Here is an 18,165-nt window from a genome sequence, read left to right as displayed (position 1 = left end):
GGTGCTGGAGAGGGTCTGCCGAGCCATGCACATTGCCGAGGGTTTCCTGCCTCCGGCGCACGCGGTCGCCTGGGGCGTCGCGTCGGCGCCGTTCGTCGTCCACGGAGCCCGGTCGCTCGTCCGTGACGTCAGAGAACATCCCGAGAGCACGCTCCTGCTGGGCGCGTCGGGAGCGTTCACGTTCGTCCTGTCCGCGCTGAAGCTCCCGTCGGTGACAGGGAGTTGCTCCCATCCCACCGGCACGGGGCTGGGCGCGATCCTGTTCCGGCCGCCGGTCATGGCGGTGCTCGGGACCATCACCCTGCTGTTCCAGGCGCTGCTGCTCGCCCACGGCGGGCTCACCACGCTCGGCGCCAACGTCTTCTCCCTGGCGATCGTCGGCCCCTGGGCCGGGTACGGCGCCTACCGGCTGCTGCGCCGGTACGGCGTGCCGCTGATGGGCGCGGTGTTCTGCGGCGCGTTCGTCGCCGACCTGTCGACGTACTGCGTGACGAGCGTCCAGCTCGCGCTGGCGTTCCCCGACCCGGGCAGCGGATTCCTGGGCGCGCTCGGCAAGTTCGGCTCCATCTTCGCCGTCACGCAGATCCCGCTCGCGGTCAGCGAGGGGCTGCTGACCGTGCTGGTGATGCGCCTGCTGGTGCAGTCCAGCAAGGGCGAGCTGACCCGGCTCGGCGTGCTGGTCACCTCGGTGGCCGACGGCAAGCGGGCCGCGGAGGCCGAGTCGCCCGAGGCGGTGGCCCGATGAGCCGCAACGCGAAGATCAACACGCTGCTCCTGCTGCTCGTCGCCGCTCTAGCCGTGATCCCGCTGGCGTTCGGGCTCGGCGACCACAAGGAGGAGCCGTTCGCCGGCGCGGACGGCGAGGCGGAGACCGCGATCACCGAGATCGACCCGGACTACGAGCCATGGTTCTCGCCGCTGTACGAACCGCCGTCCGGGGAGATCGAGTCGGCGCTGTTCGCCGTCCAGGCGGCGCTCGGCGCGGGCGTGCTGGCGTACTACTTCGGGCTGCGGCGTGGCCGGCGGCAGGGCGAGGCGCGGGCCCGGGAGCGGGAGCGGGCCGGCGTTCAGACCCCGGAAGGGGCGCGTGAGCAGGCCGCCGGCCTGCGGGCCCCGGACGGGACGCACGAGCGGGGCGGCGGGGCGGCGACGCGGGCGCCCGGGACGACGCGGAGGTGCGCTCCGGCGCCGACGGCGGACGGGGCTGACAGGCCCGTGCTGCCGATCGACGCGGCGGCGCACAGCAGCCGCTGGCGCCGCCGCCATCCCGTGGACAAGGCCGTCCTCGGCCTCGGTCTCACCGTCCTCGCGATCTCCCTGCCCCCGTGGCCGGGCGCCGCGTTGGTGCTGGTCAGCGCGCTGGTGCTGCTGCTCGGCCCGGCGGGGGTGCCGGCCGGGCGGCTGTGGCGGGCGTACCGGGTGCCGCTGGGGTTCTGCGTCACCGGGGCGCTCACCCTGCTGGTGAGGGTGGGCGGGCCCGGCGGTTTCGTGTCGCCCGCGCCCGACGGGCCGTTGCGCGCCGGGGAGTTGCTGCTGCGCACCTCGGCGGCCTCCCTTGGCGTGCTGCTGTTCGCGTTCACCACACCCATGTCGGACCTGCTGCCGCGCCTGGTGCGCGCCGGGGTGCCCGCGCCGCTGGTGGACGTGGCGCTGGTGACGTACCGGATGAGCTTTCTGCTGCTCGACTCGGTGCGCCGGGTGCACCGGGCGCAGGCGGCGCGGCTCGGGCACACCACCCGCGCGGCGACGTGGCGTTCGCTCGGCGGGCTCGGGGCGACCGCGTTCGTGCGGTCCTTCGACCGGGCGGCGCGGCTGCAGACCGGGCTCGCGGGCCGCGGCTACGACGGCGCCCTGCGCGTGCTGGTGCCCGAGGCGCGGGTGTCCGCCCGGTTCACGGCCGCGAGCGTGGCGCTCCTGGTGGCGCTGGCCGCCCTCACCTTCGTACTGGAAAGGCCCCTGTCGTGAGTGGAACCGTGCTGGTGGCACTGCGGGACGTGTCGTTCGCGTACGAGGACGGGCCGCCGGTGTTCACCGGGCTCGACTTCGAGGTGCGCGAGGGAAGGACGCTGGCGTTGCTGGGGCGCAACGGCAGCGGCAAGACCACGCTGATGCGGCTGCTGAGCGGCGGACTGCGGCCGTACGGCGGGGAGTTGCTGCTGTCGGGACGTGCGGTGCGGCATGACCGGAAGGGGCTGACGGCGCTGCGCAGCACCGTGCAGCTGGTGGTGCAGGATCCGGACGACCAGCTGTTCGCCGCGTCCGTGGGGCAGGACGTGTCGTTCGGGCCGCTGAACCTGGGGCTGCCCGACGCGGCGGTGCGCGCGCGGGTCGCGGAGGCGCTGGAGGCGCTGGACATCGCCGCGCTCGCCGACCGGCCCACGCATCTTCTGTCGTACGGGCAGCGCAAGCGGACGGCGATCGCGGGCGCGGTCGCGATGCGGCCGCGGGTGCTGATCCTGGACGAGCCGACGGCGGGCCTCGATCCCGACGGCCAGGAGCGGCTGCTGGCCACCCTGGAGGGTCTGCGGGCGGGCGGCACGACGGTGGTGATGGCGACGCACGACGTGGACCTCGCCCTGCGCTGGGCCGACGACGCGGCGCTGCTCACCCCGTGGGGCGCGCACACCGGCCCGGCGGCGGAGATGCTGTCCCGGCGGGACCTCCTCACGGCGGCGGGGCTGAGGCTGCCGTGGGGTGTGGCGGCCGGCCTGTTCCTGCGGGCGCGCGGTCCGGCCTACGCCGCGGACGCCGGTCCCCGCACCCCGGAGGAACTGGCGGCGCTGGCCGCCCTGCCGGAGTGCGGGGAACGGCGTCCTGACTAGGTTCCGTCTCCGGCCGACGGGGGTGGGGCCTGTTCAGCGGTGCCGGCCTCCTGGCGGTGCACGCGGCCTCGGGAAGGGCGTTCGCGGCTCGATGTGTACATTTGTTCAAACCCGGTGGGTGAGCGGGAGCGTCGCCTGCCTGCCCCTCGTTCCCACCATCCCCGGCGGAGCCCCACCTTGACCGACCGTGCCGTACGCCGACGCCGCCGGGCGCTGTACCTCTTCTTCTTCCTCAACGGCGTCGCCATGTCCTCGTGGATCACGCGCACGCCGGACGTCCGTGACCGTCTGGGTGTGTCCACGGGGGAGATGGGGCTGGTGCTGTTCGGGCTGTCCGTCGGCTCCATGGCCGGCATCCTGTGTTCGGGCCGTTTCGTGTCCCGGTTCGGGACCAGGCCGGTGACGGCGCTCGGCACGCTGTTCGTCATCGCGAGTGTGGTCGTCGTGGGCGGGGGCACCGCCCTCGCCTCCGCGCCCCTGGTCGCCGCGGGGCTGTGCCTGTTCGGCCTGGGGATCGGGGCGGGCGAGGTGGCGATCAACGTGGACGGTGCCGACGTCGAGCGGATCACCGGCAGGCCGGTTCTGCCCACGCTGCACGGATGCTTCAGCCTGGGCACCGTCGTCGGCGGCCTGGCCGGCATGGCGGCCACCGCCGCGGCGTTCCCCGCCCACTGGCACCTCCTGGCGGTGGCCGCGGTGACGGCCGCGATGTTCGGGTACGCCATCGGCGGTGTGCCCGCTGGGATCGGGGTCCGTGCCGCGGTGCCCGCTTCGGACTCCGCACGACCGGCGGGCCCGCAGGTGTGGAAGGACCGACGGCTGCTGATGATCGGGGCCATCGTCCTGGCCATGGCTCTCGCCGAGGGCGCCGCCAACGACTGGCTGCCGCTGCTGATGGTCGACGGCCACGGTCTCGACGCCGCCCTCGGCTCGCTCGTCTTCGTGGGATTCGCCGCCGCGATGACCCTGGGACGCTTCGGCGGCGCGTTCTTCCTCAGCCGTTACAGCCGGGCGGCCGTGGTGCGGGCCAGCGCGGTCTCCGGAGCCGTGGGTCTGTGCCTGGTCATCTTCTCCGACAACGCGGTCGTGGCGGCGGCCGCCGTCCTGTTCTGGGGACTGGGCGCGTCCCTGGGCTTCCCGGTGGCTCTGTCGGCGGCCGGCGACTCGGGGCCCGACGAGACCGCCCGGGTCGGCCTCGTGGCGACGATCGGCTACGTCGCGTTCCTGGTGGGGCCGCCCACGCTCGGCTTCCTGGGCGATCACTACGGACTGCGCCCGGCGATGGTAGTCGTCCTGGTGTTCGTCGCCGCGGCTGTCCTGGTGGCGCCTGCCGCCGGTGCCCGCGGGCCCCGTCACGGCGGGGCCGGTGCCGGTGCCTCCGGCGAAGTTGCCGTGGAGCGGCCCGGGCAGCGCGCCGGGGGGTGAGCGCGTGACCGGCGCCCGCGGCGGGGTGTTCGGCCGACCGTGCGTCGCAAGGCCGGCGCCCTGTCCTGCCGCTCGCGCAGTTCCCGCGCCCCCAGGGGTGTGGTACTGCCCCCGCGCCCTTCACTCTTGGGGTGCGGCGCACTGCACACCCCGGGGCGCGGGGAACTGCGCAAACGTCAGATTGGGTGACAGCACCTGTCAGAGGGCGCCCGTTCAGCAGCCCCCGCAGTTGTAGTAGGTGACGTCCCAGTGGTTGCCCTCGTCGGCGTAGACGTTGCCCGAGCCGGACTGCCACTGCTGGGCGCCGTCGCCGCGCACGCCGATGTAGCTGAAGGAGTTCTTGATGTAGTTGGTGACGCAGGTGTTCTTGCCGAAGTCGAGCTTGTAGCCGTTCCAGTGCGAGTACGTGCCGGAGGCGTGCCCGGTCTCGGTGCCGCCGGTGATGTTCAGCGCGCAGCCGCTGGCCCGCTTCAGGGTCTGGGCGCCCTGGGCGGTGGCCAGGTTGAGCTGGTCGAAGGACGTGCAGGTGGACACGTTGCGGTTGGAGCAGCCGCCGGACGACGACCAGGTGATGCCGACCTGGCTGAACATGGACGTCGCGGTGGCGTGGCTGATCTTGGTGACGGCGGCGGCCTCACCGGCGGTGCCCATCACCACGGCGCCCGGGGCGACGACGAGGGCGAGGGCGGTCAGGGCCGAGCGGAGCTTCGGGGCCTTGAGGGTCTTCATGTGGGGGGACCTTCCTGCTGAGGGGACAGGGTGTGTGAGGGACGGCTGTGCAGGCGGAGCAGACAGATGATGCCCGGGGTCTACGCGCGTCCGCCAGAGGACAAAACGGAATGCTGCCGCCTGCGTGAGCAGTTGTCGTCCCGTCAGACCGCAGAGCGGAAGGCGGGCAGGTAGCCGGAGGACTGGCCGACGGCCTTCGGGTGGTAGGAGTTGCCGATCGGGATGGTGACGCTGTGCAGCCAGGCGTCGCCCGAGCAGAGCTCGTGGCCGGTGAACTCGTCGACCACGCTGGACCAGGCGAACCCGGCGTTGGCGGCACGCTTGGCGATCACGCCGTTGAGGACGTCGCCCGCGTTGTTGATGGCACTGCGCTCGGTCTCGGTGAGGCCGGCGATGCAGCTGCCGGACAGCTTGTAGAAGCGCGGGTAGCCGAGGACGACGACGCGGGCCTGCGGGGCGCGGGAGCGGATCGACGAGTACAGCGAGTCGAGCTTGCCCGGCAGGGAGTTCTGCATCTGCGAGACGGCGCTGTTCACGGCGGCGACGCAGGTGGCCTCGGACTGCAGGACGCAGGTCTGCATGACGTCCGCGAAGCCGATGTCGTTGCCGCCGGCGGTGACGCTGACGAGGGTGGTGGTGGAGGACAGCGCGCTCAGCTGCGAGGAGGCCACGCTGGTCGTGGTCGCGCCCGAGCAGGCGACGAACTTGAACGACGCGGGGGCGTTGGCGTTGCTCCACAGCTGGGGGTAGGCGACGGTGCTGCGTTTGCAGTCGCCGCTCTCGGAGGTGTAGCTCCCGGCGCCCACTCCGGAGGAGTAGGAGTCGCCGAGGGCCACGTAGTGGTGGCCGGCGGCCGCGGCAGGTTGTGCCAGGCCGAGGACGGTCGCCACACCGAGGACCAGGGTGGCGAGAGTTGTTCCCAGTGAACGCGTTGACACGTGTGTCCGCCTCTCACGACGAAACTCGCGACGGTAGTTGAGGGAGCAACTGGTGTTGTAGCAGGGCGGGATACCACTCGGTAACTACCCGGCCGAAAAGTCATCCGCTATGACCCGAATACTGATTTGACCGATCGCGCTCCGCGCGTAGATAAACCTCGGATGCGCCATGTTCACGCCAACTTTGTGGCGGAAAAAGGGTGCCGGGCCGCCCCCCGCGCGGCCCGGCACCGGTCTCGTCGAACGGCCCTTTCCACGCCCCCTGTTCAGCCCTCCCCGTCCTGCCGCGGCGGTGTCGCGAGGAGGCGCCTGGGGTCGGCCGCGCGGGTGATCGCCGACTCCACCGCCGCGATGCGGTCGCCGAGCAGGGCGAGGGCGGACACCGCGCGGGCGAGCGCGTCGTCGCCGGAGCCGCCCAAGGTGAGAGTGCGGACGTGGGCCGCCTTCACCTCCGTCCAGCGGGCGGCCTGTTCGGGCGTGAGCGTGCCGCGCAGCTCGGCGAGCTTCAGCAGGTTCGCCTCGGCGCCGGTGGTGAGGGTCTGCGCCTCGGCCGCGTAGTGGTCCTCGACGACGGCGGACAGCTCGGCGTCGTTCATCACCGGCTGGATCCGTTGGGCGATCTTGTTCATGTTGCGGTACGAGCCCTGGAGCAGGAACGGCGGCTCGGTGCGGGCGTCGTCGGAGCGGGCCGCGGACGCGATGTAGGCCGCGTTGACCGCCAGGACCGTCCGGCGGGCGGTGAGCAGATGGCGCAACACCGCCAGCACACGGTCGAGTTCGGTCGGCGCGTACGGGTGGAGCAGACGGTCCGGGCGGGCCGTCGGGTCGTCGGAGGCGAGCCGGATCAGCAGGTCCAGGTCGGCGCGGTCGCGGCCGGCGAGCGGCGCGAGCACCGGGTTCGCGGTGAGCGCGTTCTCCACGAAGCTGAGCGCGAACACGTCCTCCTTGCCGGTGAGCATGTCGCCCAGGTTCCACACGTCGGCCCGGTTGGACAGCATGTCGGGCACCCGGAAGACCTCACCGGACTCGGTGTACGGGTTGCCGGCCATGCATACCGCGAACCGCTTGCCGCGCAGGTCGTAGGTGCGCGGCTCGCCCTGCCACACGCCCTCCACCCGGCGGGTCGCGTCGCACAACGGGATGAACTTCTGCAGCAGTTCGGGCGAGGTGTGCTGGATGTCGTCCAGGTACAGCAGAGTGTTGCTGCCCGCCGCCAGCGCGAAGTTGATCTTCTCGACCTCCTGGCGGGCGGTGGCGTTCGGCGCCTCCGCAGGGTCGAGCGAGGTGACGCCGTGGCCGAGCGCGGGACCGCTGACACGCACCAGGACCAGGCCGAGGCGGTGGGCGACGTACTCCATCAGGGTCGTCTTGCCGTAGCCGGGCGGGGAGAGGAGCAGCAGGAGTCCGCCGGTGCCGGTGCGGGCGGACTCGCCCGTGGTGCCGAGCTGCTTGGCGAGGCTGTCGCCGATCAGCGGCAGGTACACCTCGTCGACCAGCCGGTTGCGGACGAACGACGCCATCACGCGCGGACGGTGGTCGTCCAGGCGGAGCCGCGCCCGCTCCCCGGTGACGAGCTCGGCGCGGCGGCGCTGGAAAGCCCGGAAGGCGGGCACCTCGCGCGCCCGGAAGGCGTCGGTGCGGGCGAGGAACTCGTCGAGGCGCAGCGTGAGCCGGCGGTCGGTGATGCGCGGGTGGGTGGAGACCAGGCCCTCCACGGTGACGGTGAGGGGCGCGTCCGACTCGTGGCGGGGCACGTCCGGGCACAGCTCGGCGGCCACGGCCTCCGCGAGGTCCCCGGCGTCCGTCTCCTCCCCGGACGCCCGCGCGTACGCGGTGAGCCACGCCTCGACGAGCTGCCGGCGCGCGGCGAGGTCACCAAGGGCGGTGAGGTCCTCGTCATACGCCTCGCCGGCGACCGTGCGGCGGAACTTGTCGAGCAGGGTGCGGGCGCGGGCGCTGATCACGAACCCGTCGGGCCCGGTGGTGAGTTCGTCGAAGAGGTACGCGGCGCACGCCTCCGGGCGGACCGGGGCGTCCGGGTCCCACTCCCCCACCGCGCGGGCCAGTTCGTCCCGCAGCGCGTCCAGCGCGGGCGGCGCGCCGAAGGCGTCCCGGACCCGGGCCAGCGAGCGGGCGCGGCGGGTCCGGTCGGCGCGCTCCGGCTCCGTGGTGCCGTGCGTCCAGAACAGCAGGGCGTGGGCGCGGGCGGCGGAGGCGTGGCGCAGGGTGCCGGCGCCGTCGAACAGGGGCAGCAGGGCGGTGAGGAGCACGGTCGCGTCGTGGTCGTGCACGCCCCGCTCATAGCCCTCGTCGTACGCCTCTTCGGCGGCCGTGCGGACCAGCGCGGGGAGGTCGTCGGCGGCGGCGAGCGCGTCCGGGCCGTGTTCGCGCAGCAGCCGTGCGGCGAGGTACTCGGCGCGGCTGACCTGCGGGGATTCCGACGGCAGGTGCCGGTCCCACAGCGGGCGGTCGGCGAGCAGGGCCGGGTCGGTGACGGGGACACGGTAGTCGGTGCCGGTGAGGGCGAGGGCGAGGCCGTCGTCGTGCGGGACGACGGTGAGGTCGAAGGGCTGGGTGGAGACGGCGAAGCGGTGGGCGCCCAGGCGGAGGGTGCGGCCGCCGTCGGCGTAGAGGTCGGTGCGGTCCCGCAGGGCGCGGGCGGCCTCCTCGCGGGCAGAGCGCAGCTTGCCGTCGAGTTCCTCGGCGCGCACCCGGTCGCCGAGGGCGCGCAGGTCGTCGGCGCTGCGGCGGACCTTCGCGACCAGCGGGTCGGAGGCGAAGTAGGTGCTCACCGCGTCGGCGTCGGCGAGCGCGGCGCTGCGGCGGGCGATCGTCTCGAGGACCCGCTCGGCGGCGGAGGCGAGCTGACCGGCGCGGCGGGCGCGGGCGTCCGTGAGGCTCTGCTTGCGGGCGGAGAACGCCTCGTAGATCTCGGTGCGCCGGTCGGCGAGTTCGCCGAGGACGTCGTCGAACTCGGCGAACCGCGACTCCAGTTCCTCGAGCTGGGCGAGGACCCGGGCCATCTGGTCGTCGCAGGCGTCCGGGTCGCCGACGGCGGCGAGGGCGCCGGTGACGGTCTGGCCGAGCAGGGTCAGCTCGGCGGCGAACCCGGCGCGCGCCTCCCGGTCGAGAAGGGAGTGGCGGCGCGTGTCGAGGCCGGCGCGGGCGCGGTTGACGCCGCCGAGGGCGTCGGCGACCCGCTCCAGGACGCCGGTGCGGACGGTGGCGTCGGCGATGTCGAGTCCGGCGACCACCTCGGTGACCGTGCGCAGCCCGTCGGAGAGTTCGTCGAGGCGGGCGGCGAGCGGGGCGGCCTCGGCGGTGGTGGTGACCGCCTCGATGTCGGCGTGCAGCCGCTCCAGGTCGGCGTGGTGGGCGGCGAAGGCGTCCTCGCGGGCGAGGAAGGCGACGGCGCGCTGCCCGAAGGAGGCGAGGTCGTCCTCGGCCTCGGCGGCGAGCGCGTCGATGCGCTCGTGGTCCGCGTACCGCATCTCCTTCAGGGTCAGCAGATGACCCTGGGCCTGGCGGAGTTCGGTGAGGCCGCGGACCCAGGCGGCGGCCTCGCGGGGCTGTTCGCCGCGCAGCCGGCGCACCACGGCGGCGATCCGTGCGGCGGCCTCGTCGAGCGCCTCGGCGGCCCGGCGGGTGAGGTCGGTGACCGTCTCGAACTCGGCGAGCACCTGTTCGGCGGTGGCGCGCACCTCCTCCAGCGGGGTGCGCAGGTCGCCGACCTCCGGGTCGCCCAGCCAGTGGTGGGTGTCCAGGGCCCGCACGCAGGCGGCGGCGAGGGTCGCGTAGATCTCGGCGGTGGGGGTGGTCTCGGCGGCGGCGCGGGCCAGCGACAGGCAGTCGGAGATGCCGCGCACCAGGTCGGCGTTGCCCACCCGGGCCAGCGGCCCCTCCCCCACCGGCTGCGCGGCGGCGCGGGCGTCGGACAGGTACGGCGTCTCCCACAGCTGCACGGGATGCACGCGGGCGGGTTCGTCGCCCTCGGGGCGCAGCAGGGTGAGGTGGCCGTCGTCGAAGAGGGCCCAGCCGTGGCAGGGCATCGGGGTGGCGACGGCCTCGCGGATCTGGTTGTAGGAGAGCAGCAGGGCGCGTCCGCGGGCGGGCGCGTGGAAGGCGTAGAGGACGTCCTCGCCGTACGGGGAGCGCACCTCCCGCTCGAACTCCATGCCCTCGGTGTCGAGTTCGTAGGTCTTGTGGGTGCCGGCGGCGAGGCAGTAGCCGCCGGGGAAGACGATGCCCTGGTCCTCGGGGAGCCGGCGGCAGCCCTGGCCGATGCCGTCGAGGCGGACGACGGTGCGGGTGAGGGTGTTGAACACCAGGTGGCGGTGGGCGGTCTCCTTGTAGGGGAGGATCCGCAGCAGGATCAGGGGGCCGACGCGGGCGTGGGCGATGTCGGCGTCCGCGAGGGACTGCAGGGGCTCGTCGACGGGCTCGCTGTGGATGCCGTCGGGCGTGCCGGTGTCGTTCTCCGCCTTGACGGTGAGGGTGCCGCCGAGGGTGTCGACGAACACCTCGCCGCGCACGGAGACGTGCGGGTGGCGGCCGAGGACGTGGTCCTCGCGGGTGGCGGGCGTCCAGGTGATGTCGGCGTGCGGGACGCGCGCGTGGTCGCGGTCGCCGCGGGCGTCGAGGAACTCCGCGTGGCCGTCCTCGGAGACCGTCCAGCGCAGGACGCGGATGTCGCCGGGCTTCTCGCCGGTCTGGAAGACGGCGAGCAGCTTGCCCTCGACGCGGCGCAGCCGCAGCAGACGCGCCTGCCGGTAGTAGCGGTGCAGGGCGGCGAACTCCCGCCGGAAGGCGGGGTCGTCGAGGAGGCCGGGCACTGCGTCCTCGGGCAGCCGGTTCAGGTCGCGGTCGTGGGCGGCGAGGACGTCGCCGACGGTGGTGTCCCGCTCCGGGCGGGGCCGGGTCTCGTACCCGAAGAGCAGCACGTCTCCGACGGCGACGACATCGCGGGGCACGGCGGTGCGCTCGGTGCGCAGCCGCTCGGTACCCATGAGGCGCAGCTCGGGCGCGCCGAACTCCTCGGCCCGGCGCCGGTTCAACGCCTCGGCACGGCGGACGAGTTCGGAGGCGCGGTCGGTGAGGCGGTCGCGCAGGACCTGGTAGGCGCCGCCGTCGACCGCCGCGGTGGGCCGCTGCGGGTCCGTACCGGCGGTCGGGTCCGGGGCGGCGCCCGGGCGGGCGGTGTCGTGGGTGGGCTCGTGGGTGCCGGTGGTCATGGCTGCCTCTCGGGAAGGTGCCGGCATGGCTGCCTCGCGGGAACGTGCCGTCACGGCTGCCTCGCGGGAAAGTGCCGGCCGGGAGCCGCCGTCCCCTGTGCGGCGGCTCCCGGCCGGGTGGCGGTCAGGCCCTGGTACGGCCGTTCAGCACGGCCAGCGGAGTGTCCGCCAGACCCAACTCACCCGCCTTGTCGAGCAGTTGCTCGAACTGCCCGGTGTTCTCGCCGCCCTGCTTCATCAGCTTCATCAGCAGGGCGGACACCGTGAGGTTCTGCACGTCGGAGGTGGAGACGGAGCCGAGCATCCGGCTCAGGTCGTCGGTGAAGCTCGCGGAGCCGTCCAGCCAGGGCCCGGCGAGGGCCTGCGCGGTCTCGGAGTTCTTCACGAAGCCGTCCACGCTCCTGCCGAGCGAGATGGACGACACCAGACGGTCGAAGAACACCGAGTCGCCGCCGACGATGTTGATGTCCGCGTTCTCCAGGCCGGTGGCGAGCACGGTGGCCTGCGCCTCCGCGACCTGCCGCTGCACGTCGAGCCCGGCCAGCCGTACGTCCTTCTCGGCCTCGAGACGCAGGCGGTACTCCTCGTGGCCGCGGGACGCCTCGTCGAGCGCGGCCATCGCCGCCGCCTTCTCGGTGAGTCCCGCCGCCTCGGCGCGCAGCTTGCCGGAGATGGCCTCCGCCTCGGCGACCGCCTTGGCACGGGCGCCCTCGGCCTCCGCGCGCAGCCGGGCCTCGGTGGCCTCGGCCTCGGCACGGCCCGCCTTCTCGATGACCTCGGCCTCCTTGTCGCGCACCTGCACGGCGGCGAGACCCTCGGCGGCGGACTCCGCCTGGACGCCCTCCGCGAGCCGCAGCTTCGCCTTGGCGTCCAGGTCGGCCGTCTTCAGCCGGGCCTCGGCGAGGGTGAGTTCCTCGGCGGCGCGGTGCGCGGCGGCCTGCTCGGCGGCTTCGGCGGCCTTGATGTCCTTGACCAGCTTCTCCTGCGCCTCGGCCTCCGCCGCGATGATCACGGCCTGCCGCTGCCGCTCCGCCTCCTCGACGGCCCGCAGCTTCTTGATGGACTCCTCCTGCTCGGCGACCGTACGGTCCACGGCGACGCGCTCGCGGATGACCTCGGCGATCTCCCGCTTCTCCGCCTCGACCTCCTTCTCGGCGGCGATCCGGGTCAGTTCGGTCTCCCGCTCCCGGGCGATGACCTCAAGGAGGCGGTCCTTCTCGATGCGCTCGCTCTCCACGGCGATGACCCGCTCGCGGTTCTTCGCGGCGACGGCGACCTCGCGGGCCTGGTTCTCCCGCTGCACGCCCAGCTGTTCCTCCGTACGCAGGAAGGCGCTCTGCGCGCGCAGCCGCTCCTCCTCGACCACCCGCGCGGTCTCCGCCTCCTCGCGGGCGCGCACGGTCTCGATCTCCCGCTTCTGCTTGATCTCCGCGTCGGTCTGCCGGCGCTGCAGCTCCAGGATCGCCTCACGCGCGTCGACGTCCTGCCGCGTGATCTCCTTCTCCTCGTTGCGCTGCGCCTCGTTGGTGCGGACGTGCTCCACCGCGGTCAGCTCGGTGATCTTGCGGATGCCCTGCGCGTCGAGGACGTTGCCCGGGTCGAGCTGGGTGAGCGGCGTCTGCTCCAGGTAGTCGATCGCCGCGTCCTCGAGGTGGTAGCCGTTCAGATCGACGCCGATGACCTCGATGATCCGGTACCGCAGCTCCTCACGCTTGGTGTAGAGGTCGGTGAAGTCCATCTGCTTGCCGACGGTCTTCAGCGCCTCGGAGAACTTCGCGTGGAACAGCTCCTGGAGCGTGTTGCGGTCGCTGGCGCGGGCGGTGCCGACGGCCTGGGCGACCTTGACGACGTCCTCGGCGGTCTTGTTGACCTTGACGAAGAACGTGATGCGGATGTCCGCGCGGATGTTGTCCCGGCAGATCAGTCCTTCCTTGCCGGCGCGGGTGATCTCGATGGTCTTCACCGAGATGTCCATCACCTCGGCCTTGTGCAGCACGGGCAGCACGACCGAGCCGGTGAAGGTCACGTCGACCTTGCGGAGCTTGGAGACGATCAGCGCCTTGCCCTGTTCCACCTTGCGGAACAGCTTGGTGACGAGCAGCAGACCGATGAGCACGAGCAACAGGGCGGCGCCGACGAGTACGGCGATGCCCACGGTGGCGGCATCCATGGGACACGTCCTTCTGGGCTGACTTACGGGCAGAAGTCGGATGTGTGCGGCGCCTCGAAGGCGAGGGCCTGAAGGGTGTGGGGCCTCGCGCCGGGGCGAGGCGGTGCGTCGGACGGTGGTGGAGACGGCTCAGCCGTCGAGACGGTTTCGCGCCGGGCGCGGAGGGCTGGCTTCCGCGGCCGGGCGCGCCGCACCGTCCCGGTCCGCACCACGCGTGCGCGGGGACCGGGACGGCCAGGGTTCGTCAGGGGCGGTGCGGTGCAGCGGCCCCGTGCGACGGGAGGCGGCAGGGCCGTTCGCGCGGTTCTCGAAGGTCCGCATCTGCCCGCCCCCTCTCCGTCTTCGTCTTCGCGGTCCGTGCGTGCGACGGCCGATGTCGTCGGGCAGCACCGCTCCCCTCCGGTTCCGGCACGGACACCACCTGCCGGTGTCCGGCACCGGAACCTCCGCAGTGCTCCCCGCGGGCCATGCTGCCCGGTCCGGCCCGCACCGCGCATTGCCGGATTCCGGCAAAGTTCATTAGGGTCTGCATGCCGGTGCGCCGACATGAACGCATCAGGACCGTGTGAGGAAGCCGAGGGGACGACGTGTCGGATCGAGAGATTCCGGAACAGTATCTGGAGGGGTACGCCCGGATACTGGCCGAGGTCGCGGCCACGGGCCGACGCCTCACCCGTGACGAACTCGCCTCCCGCCGCGCCCTCGGGGAACAGGCGGCGGAGGCCGGTTACAGTCTGCGCTCCCTCGTCATCGCCCATCTCGCCGCCGCGCGCGGCGCCTGGCCGGCCCGCGGCGCGGACGCCGACGGCGCGCTGGCCGCCGTGCAGCAGGCGGTGGACGCCTTCGCCGAAGGGTACGAGCGGGCCCAGCGGATGGCGGTCCGTCAGGAGGAGGCGGCACGGCGGGAGTTCATCGACGACCTGCTCTACGGCCGCAGCGACCTCGGCCGGCTCTCCGAGAGGGCCGAACGGTTCGGGCTGCGCCTGTCCCAGGAGCACGCCGTCGCCGTCGCCCGGGGCCCGGTCACCTACGAGGAGGGCGACCCGGTGCCCCGTCAGGTGGAGCGCGCGCTGATCGCCCGGTTCGGCGACCGGAGCGTCCTGCTCACCACCAAGGACGGGCGGCTGCTGTGCATCGCTCCCGGCCACCAGCAGGACGTGCTCACCCACTTCGCCAAGCAGGCGCACGCCGCGACCGACGGCGGCCAGGTCGCCGTCGGACGCCCCCAGTCGGGCCCCGGCGGGGTGGTCCAGTCGTACGAGGAGGCGCTGAACGCGCTGGAGATCGCCGAGCGGCTGGACATGGACGACCCGGTGCTGCGCGCCTCCGACCTGCTGGTCTACCCGGTGCTGGCCCGCGACCGGCAGGCCATGGCCGACCTGGTGCACAACACGCTGGGTCCGCTGACCGAGGCGCGCGGCGGCGCCGGGCCGCTGCTGGACACGCTCACGGCCTACTTCGACTCCGGCTGCGTCGCCGCGGAGGCGGCCCGCCGGCTGTCGCTGAGCGTACGGGCGCTGACGTACCGCCTGGAACGCATCCACCGGCTGACCGGCGCCGACCCCGGCGACCCGGCGCACCGGTACATGCTGCAGACGGCGGTCATCGGGGCGCGGCTGCTGGACTGGCCGGGGTCGGCGGCGGCGTAGACGCCACGGGCCGGTGGTGAGCCGGTGTGCGCGGCCGGCCCTCGGTCAGCCCTCGGCGAGGGTGACGTCGTGGTGGCTGACGGCGTGCGGGACGGGGAGGAGCAGGATGCCGCTCGCGCGCAGCTCCAGCAGGGTCGCCTCCACCTTGACCGGGCCCGCCTTCAGGGCGTCGTCGGCGGCCTTGCCGCTGTTCTGCCAGCGGTGCTCCTCGCCGTCGCACTTGGCGACGGAACCTCCGATGCCGTACTTGACGTTGGGCTCGCTCTGGCTGACCGAGGAGCTGACGTAGACGGGCGCCTCGCCGGCGGTGCAGCGGTAGGTGCCGGTGAGGGTGACCGTGCCGTCGGCGGCGATCCGGCCCTCCGGGTCGACGGTGACGTACTCCGCCGGGGCGGACGGCGCGGCCGTCGCAGAGGGGGCCGCCGCGGCGGCGCCGAGCAGCAGCAGCGCGGCGCAGGACGCCGTGCCGAGGAGGGGGCGTACGGGCACGAGGGACCTCCGGGGTGAACGGATCAGGGATCTTCAGCCCTACCCGCAGCACGGGGTCGCGGCCACTCATGTCACCCCTTCGGTGGCGGACCGGCCGGGCCGTTCCGGCGGGGGCGGCTCATGGCCGCGGCTTGAGGGGCACCCCCTGCCGCAGTGGCCGTTCGCGCAGTTCCCACCGGCCCTGAAGGGGCGCGGGGAACGGCGCGAACGGCCCCCACCGGCCCGCAGGCGCCCCTCGGCGCGCACCCCCACGCGAGGAGGCCCAGCGCCCGGGCCCCGCTCAGCCCTGCGCCACGAACCACCTCAGCAGCGAAGCCAGCCTCTGCGGACGGTCCTGCGCGATCAGCGTCCGTGTCCCCCTCAGCTCCACCAACCGCCCCCGCGGCAGCAGCTCCGCCAGCGTGCGCCCATGCTTCCGCGGCATCATCAGGTCCTCCGTCGCCCACACCACCAGCGCCGGCCGGTCGAAGCGCCGCAACCCCTGCGCGGCCTCCAGCAGCTCCGTGCGCCGCACATGCGTGTTGTAGTGCCGGAAGTCCCGGCGGATCGCCGGATCCGTCCGCAGCGGCCGGAGCCACCGTTCGACCAGTTCGTCGGGCAACGGCCGCTTCGTCAGCGCGCCGAAGCCGACCGGAAGCCGGCGCAACGGCTTCCAGCCCAGCACACGCGCCATCAGCGGCACCCCGCCCGGCACCCGGCACGCGAGCCCGATCATCTTCCCGGGAAGCCCCGGCGGGTAGTTGTCGAACGCCTCGCACGAGATCAGCACGAGCCGCGCCAGCCGCTCGGGATGCCGCGCCGCGACCGTCTGCGCACGTCCGCAGTCGCTCTCGACGAGCGTGACGTCGCGCAGGTCCAGCCGGTCGAGGAACTCGGCGATCAGCTCGTTGACCAAGTCCGGCGTCGGCGGCTGTGTCATCGGCGTGCGGTGGGCCCCGTAGGGGAGGGTCGGCGCGACGACGCGGTGGTCGGTGCGCAGTTCGGCGACCACATGGCGCCACACGGAGGCATCCTGCAGCAGCCCGTGCAGCAGCACGACCACCGGCCCCTCCCCGCCCGTGTCCTCGTACGCGACGGTGCCCGCGCTCAGCTCGATCTCCGGCATCGCTCCAGGCTAGGAGCAGCGGGTCGGGTGCGCCCGGCGGCTCACGGCAGGACGGCGAACCCGTCGAGTTCGATCATCGCCTCCTCGTCCCACAGCCGCACCACCTGCACGACCGCCATCGCCGGGTAGTCCCGGCCCGCCAAGTCACGCCAGATACGCCCCAGTTCACGCGCATGCTCGCGGTACGCGGCGACATCCGTGGCGTAGACCGTGACGCGGGCCAGGTTTGCGGGGGTGCCGCCGGCGGCGCGGAGGGCGGTGAGGAGATTGGTGAGGGCGCGGGTGAACTGTTCGGGGAGCGTGTCGCCGGTGACCTTCCCGTCGCCGTCGAGGGCGGTCTGCCCGGCCAGGAACACCACGCGGGAGCCGGTGGCGACGACGGCGTGGGAGAAGCCGGCTGGCGGGGACAGGTCGGGCGGGTTGACGCGCTCGGCGGTCACCGGGCCTCCAGGTTCTTGTACAGCTCCTTGGCGATGATGCCGCGCTGGACCTCGCTCGCCCCCTCGTAGATGCGGGGCGCGCGGACCTCGCGGTACAGGTGTTCGAGCAAATGGCCCCGGCACAGGGCGCGCGCGCCGTGCAGCTGGACGGCGGTGTCGACGACGTACTGGGCGGTCTCGGTGGCCAGCAGCTTCGCCATCGCGGAGCGCCGCGGCACGTCGTCCGCGCCCTCGTCGTACGCGGTGGCCGCCGCGTACACCATCAGGCGGGCGGCCTCGGTGCGGACGGACATCTCGGCGACCTGGTGGGCGACCGCCTGGAGGTCCTTGAGCCGGCCGCCGAAGGCGTCCCGCGCGGCGGTGTGGGCGACGGTCGCGTCGAGGGCGGCCTGCGCCATGCCGACGGCGAAGGCGCCGACGCTGGGCCGGAACAGGTTGAGGGTGTCCATGGCGACCCGGAAGCCGGCGTCGGGTTCGCCGAGGACGTCGGCGGAGGCGACCGGCACGCCGTCGAAGGTCAGGGCCCCGATGGCGTGCGGGGCGATCATGTCGAGGCGGCTGCCGGTGAGGCCGGGCCGGTCGGCGGGCACCAGGAAGGCGGTCACGCCGCGCGCGCCCGCGCCGGGTGTGGTGCGGGCGAAGACGGTGTAGAAGTCGGCGTCGGGGGCGTTGGAGATCCAGCACTTCTCGCCGGTGAGCCGCCACCCGTCCGGCCCGTCGCGCTCCGCGCTCAGCGACAGCGCGGCGGCGTCGGAGCCGGCGCCCGGTTCGGAGAGGGCGAAGGCCGCGACCGCCGTGCCGTCACTCACCCGGGGGAGCCACCGCTGCCTCTGTCCGGGGGTGCCGTGGGCGTGCACCGGGTGGGCGCCGAGGCCCTGGAGGGCGAGGGCGGTCTCCGCCTCCGTGCACGCCTGGGCGAGCGACTCGCGCATCAGGCACAGGTCCAGCGCACCGGAGGTGAACAGCCGGGACAGCAGTCCGAGCGCGCCCAACTCGGCGACGAGCGCGCGGTTCACACGGCCCGGCTCGCCCTTCTCGGCGAGCGGCCTGAGCCGTTCGGCGGCCAGGGTGCGCAGCTCCGCGCACCGGGCGAGCTGTTCCGGTTCGAGCGAGAATGCGGTCATCGCCGGTCCCTTCCCTCGCCGGTGGGCCACCCGCCGAGGCTAT

13 protein-coding genes and 1 pseudogene are annotated in these 18,165 nt (G+C 73.5%); 6 read left to right on the top strand and 8 right to left on the bottom strand.

Annotated features, from left to right (window positions below; genetic code table 11):
* Positions 1-25: 25 nt before the first annotated feature.
* The 5 genes and pseudogenes from AY578_RS25610 to AY578_RS25590 all read left to right on the top strand — a co-directional run bounded on the left by AY578_RS25610 (position 26) and on the right by AY578_RS25590 (position 4,247).
* Positions 26-745 (top strand): energy-coupling factor ABC transporter permease, encoded by a 720-nt coding sequence (locus AY578_RS25610; RefSeq protein ID WP_019523529.1) that lies wholly within the window; start codon positions 26-28, stop codon positions 743-745.
* Positions 742-990 (top strand): annotated as a pseudogene (locus tag AY578_RS25605) (energy-coupling factor ABC transporter substrate-binding protein); the annotation flags it as partial. The gene AY578_RS25610 and the pseudogene AY578_RS25605, both read left to right, overlap by 4 nt.
* Positions 991-1,215: 225 nt before the next feature.
* The gene (gene cbiQ / locus AY578_RS25600) at positions 1,216-1,965 is read left to right on the top strand and encodes a cobalt ECF transporter T component CbiQ (protein ID WP_136238032.1); all 750 of its coding nucleotides are present in this window, start codon (positions 1,216-1,218) and stop codon (positions 1,963-1,965) included.
* Positions 1,962-2,822, top strand: a complete 861-nt coding sequence (locus AY578_RS25595) for an energy-coupling factor ABC transporter ATP-binding protein (RefSeq protein WP_215048226.1) — start codon at positions 1,962-1,964, stop codon at positions 2,820-2,822. The genes cbiQ and AY578_RS25595 overlap by 4 nt, the downstream gene beginning before the upstream one ends.
* A 177-nt stretch (positions 2,823-2,999) precedes the next feature.
* Complete coding sequence (locus AY578_RS25590) at positions 3,000-4,247, top strand: MFS transporter (protein WP_019523533.1); 1,248 nt, start codon at positions 3,000-3,002, stop codon at positions 4,245-4,247.
* 213 nt (positions 4,248-4,460) lie between these two features.
* On the opposite strand, the gene AY578_RS25585 is transcribed toward AY578_RS25590, so the two are convergent.
* From AY578_RS25585 to AY578_RS25570, 4 genes are all read right to left on the bottom strand, one after another.
* The gene (locus tag AY578_RS25585; protein ID WP_019523534.1) at positions 4,461-4,976 is read right to left on the bottom strand and encodes a hypothetical protein; all 516 of its coding nucleotides are present in this window, start codon (positions 4,974-4,976) and stop codon (positions 4,461-4,463) included.
* A 143-nt stretch (positions 4,977-5,119) separates the two neighbouring features.
* A complete protein-coding gene (locus tag AY578_RS25580) occupies positions 5,120-5,914 on the bottom strand; it encodes an SGNH/GDSL hydrolase family protein (RefSeq protein WP_026243633.1) in 795 nt (264 codons plus the stop codon).
* A gap of 266 nt (positions 5,915-6,180) precedes the next feature.
* Positions 6,181-11,145 carry a DNA repair ATPase gene (locus AY578_RS25575; protein ID WP_258905659.1) on the bottom strand — a complete coding sequence of 1,655 codons (4,965 nt, stop codon included), beginning with the start codon at positions 11,143-11,145 and terminating at the stop codon, positions 6,181-6,183.
* 124 nt (positions 11,146-11,269) lie between these two features.
* Entirely contained in the window at positions 11,270-13,315 is a 2,046-nt protein-coding gene (locus AY578_RS25570; protein WP_019523537.1) for an SPFH domain-containing protein, read from the bottom strand.
* A gap of 587 nt (positions 13,316-13,902) precedes the next feature.
* Between AY578_RS25570 and AY578_RS25565 the strand changes: the two genes are divergently transcribed.
* Positions 13,903-14,964, top strand: a complete 1,062-nt coding sequence (locus AY578_RS25565) for a PucR family transcriptional regulator (protein WP_028961679.1) — start codon at positions 13,903-13,905, stop codon at positions 14,962-14,964.
* Positions 14,965-15,009: 45 nt separating this feature from the next.
* Here AY578_RS25565 and AY578_RS25560 read toward each other — a convergent pair whose 3' ends face one another.
* From AY578_RS25560 to AY578_RS25545, 4 genes are all read right to left on the bottom strand, one after another.
* Positions 15,010-15,453 (bottom strand): DUF6299 family protein, encoded by a 444-nt coding sequence (locus AY578_RS25560; protein ID WP_136238029.1) that lies wholly within the window; start codon positions 15,451-15,453, stop codon positions 15,010-15,012.
* A 280-nt stretch (positions 15,454-15,733) separates the two neighbouring features.
* Positions 15,734-16,558, bottom strand: a complete 825-nt coding sequence (locus AY578_RS25555; protein WP_258905652.1) for an alpha/beta fold hydrolase — start codon at positions 16,556-16,558, stop codon at positions 15,734-15,736.
* A gap of 41 nt (positions 16,559-16,599) precedes the next feature.
* Positions 16,600-16,998, bottom strand: a complete 399-nt coding sequence (locus AY578_RS25550) for a RidA family protein (protein ID WP_136238027.1) — start codon at positions 16,996-16,998, stop codon at positions 16,600-16,602.
* Positions 16,995-18,122, bottom strand: a complete 1,128-nt coding sequence (locus AY578_RS25545) for an acyl-CoA dehydrogenase family protein (RefSeq protein WP_028961682.1) — start codon at positions 18,120-18,122, stop codon at positions 16,995-16,997. Before AY578_RS25545 ends, AY578_RS25550 begins: the two co-directional genes overlap by 4 nt.
* Positions 18,123-18,165 lie beyond the last annotated feature (43 nt).

This window comes from Streptomyces thermocarboxydus (genome assembly GCF_024760485.1).
Lineage (GTDB): Bacteria > Actinomycetota > Actinomycetes > Streptomycetales > Streptomycetaceae > Streptomyces > Streptomyces cellulosae.
The sequence above is the reverse complement of the archived record's forward strand: the minus strand, read 5'-3'. Positions and strand labels throughout refer to the sequence as shown.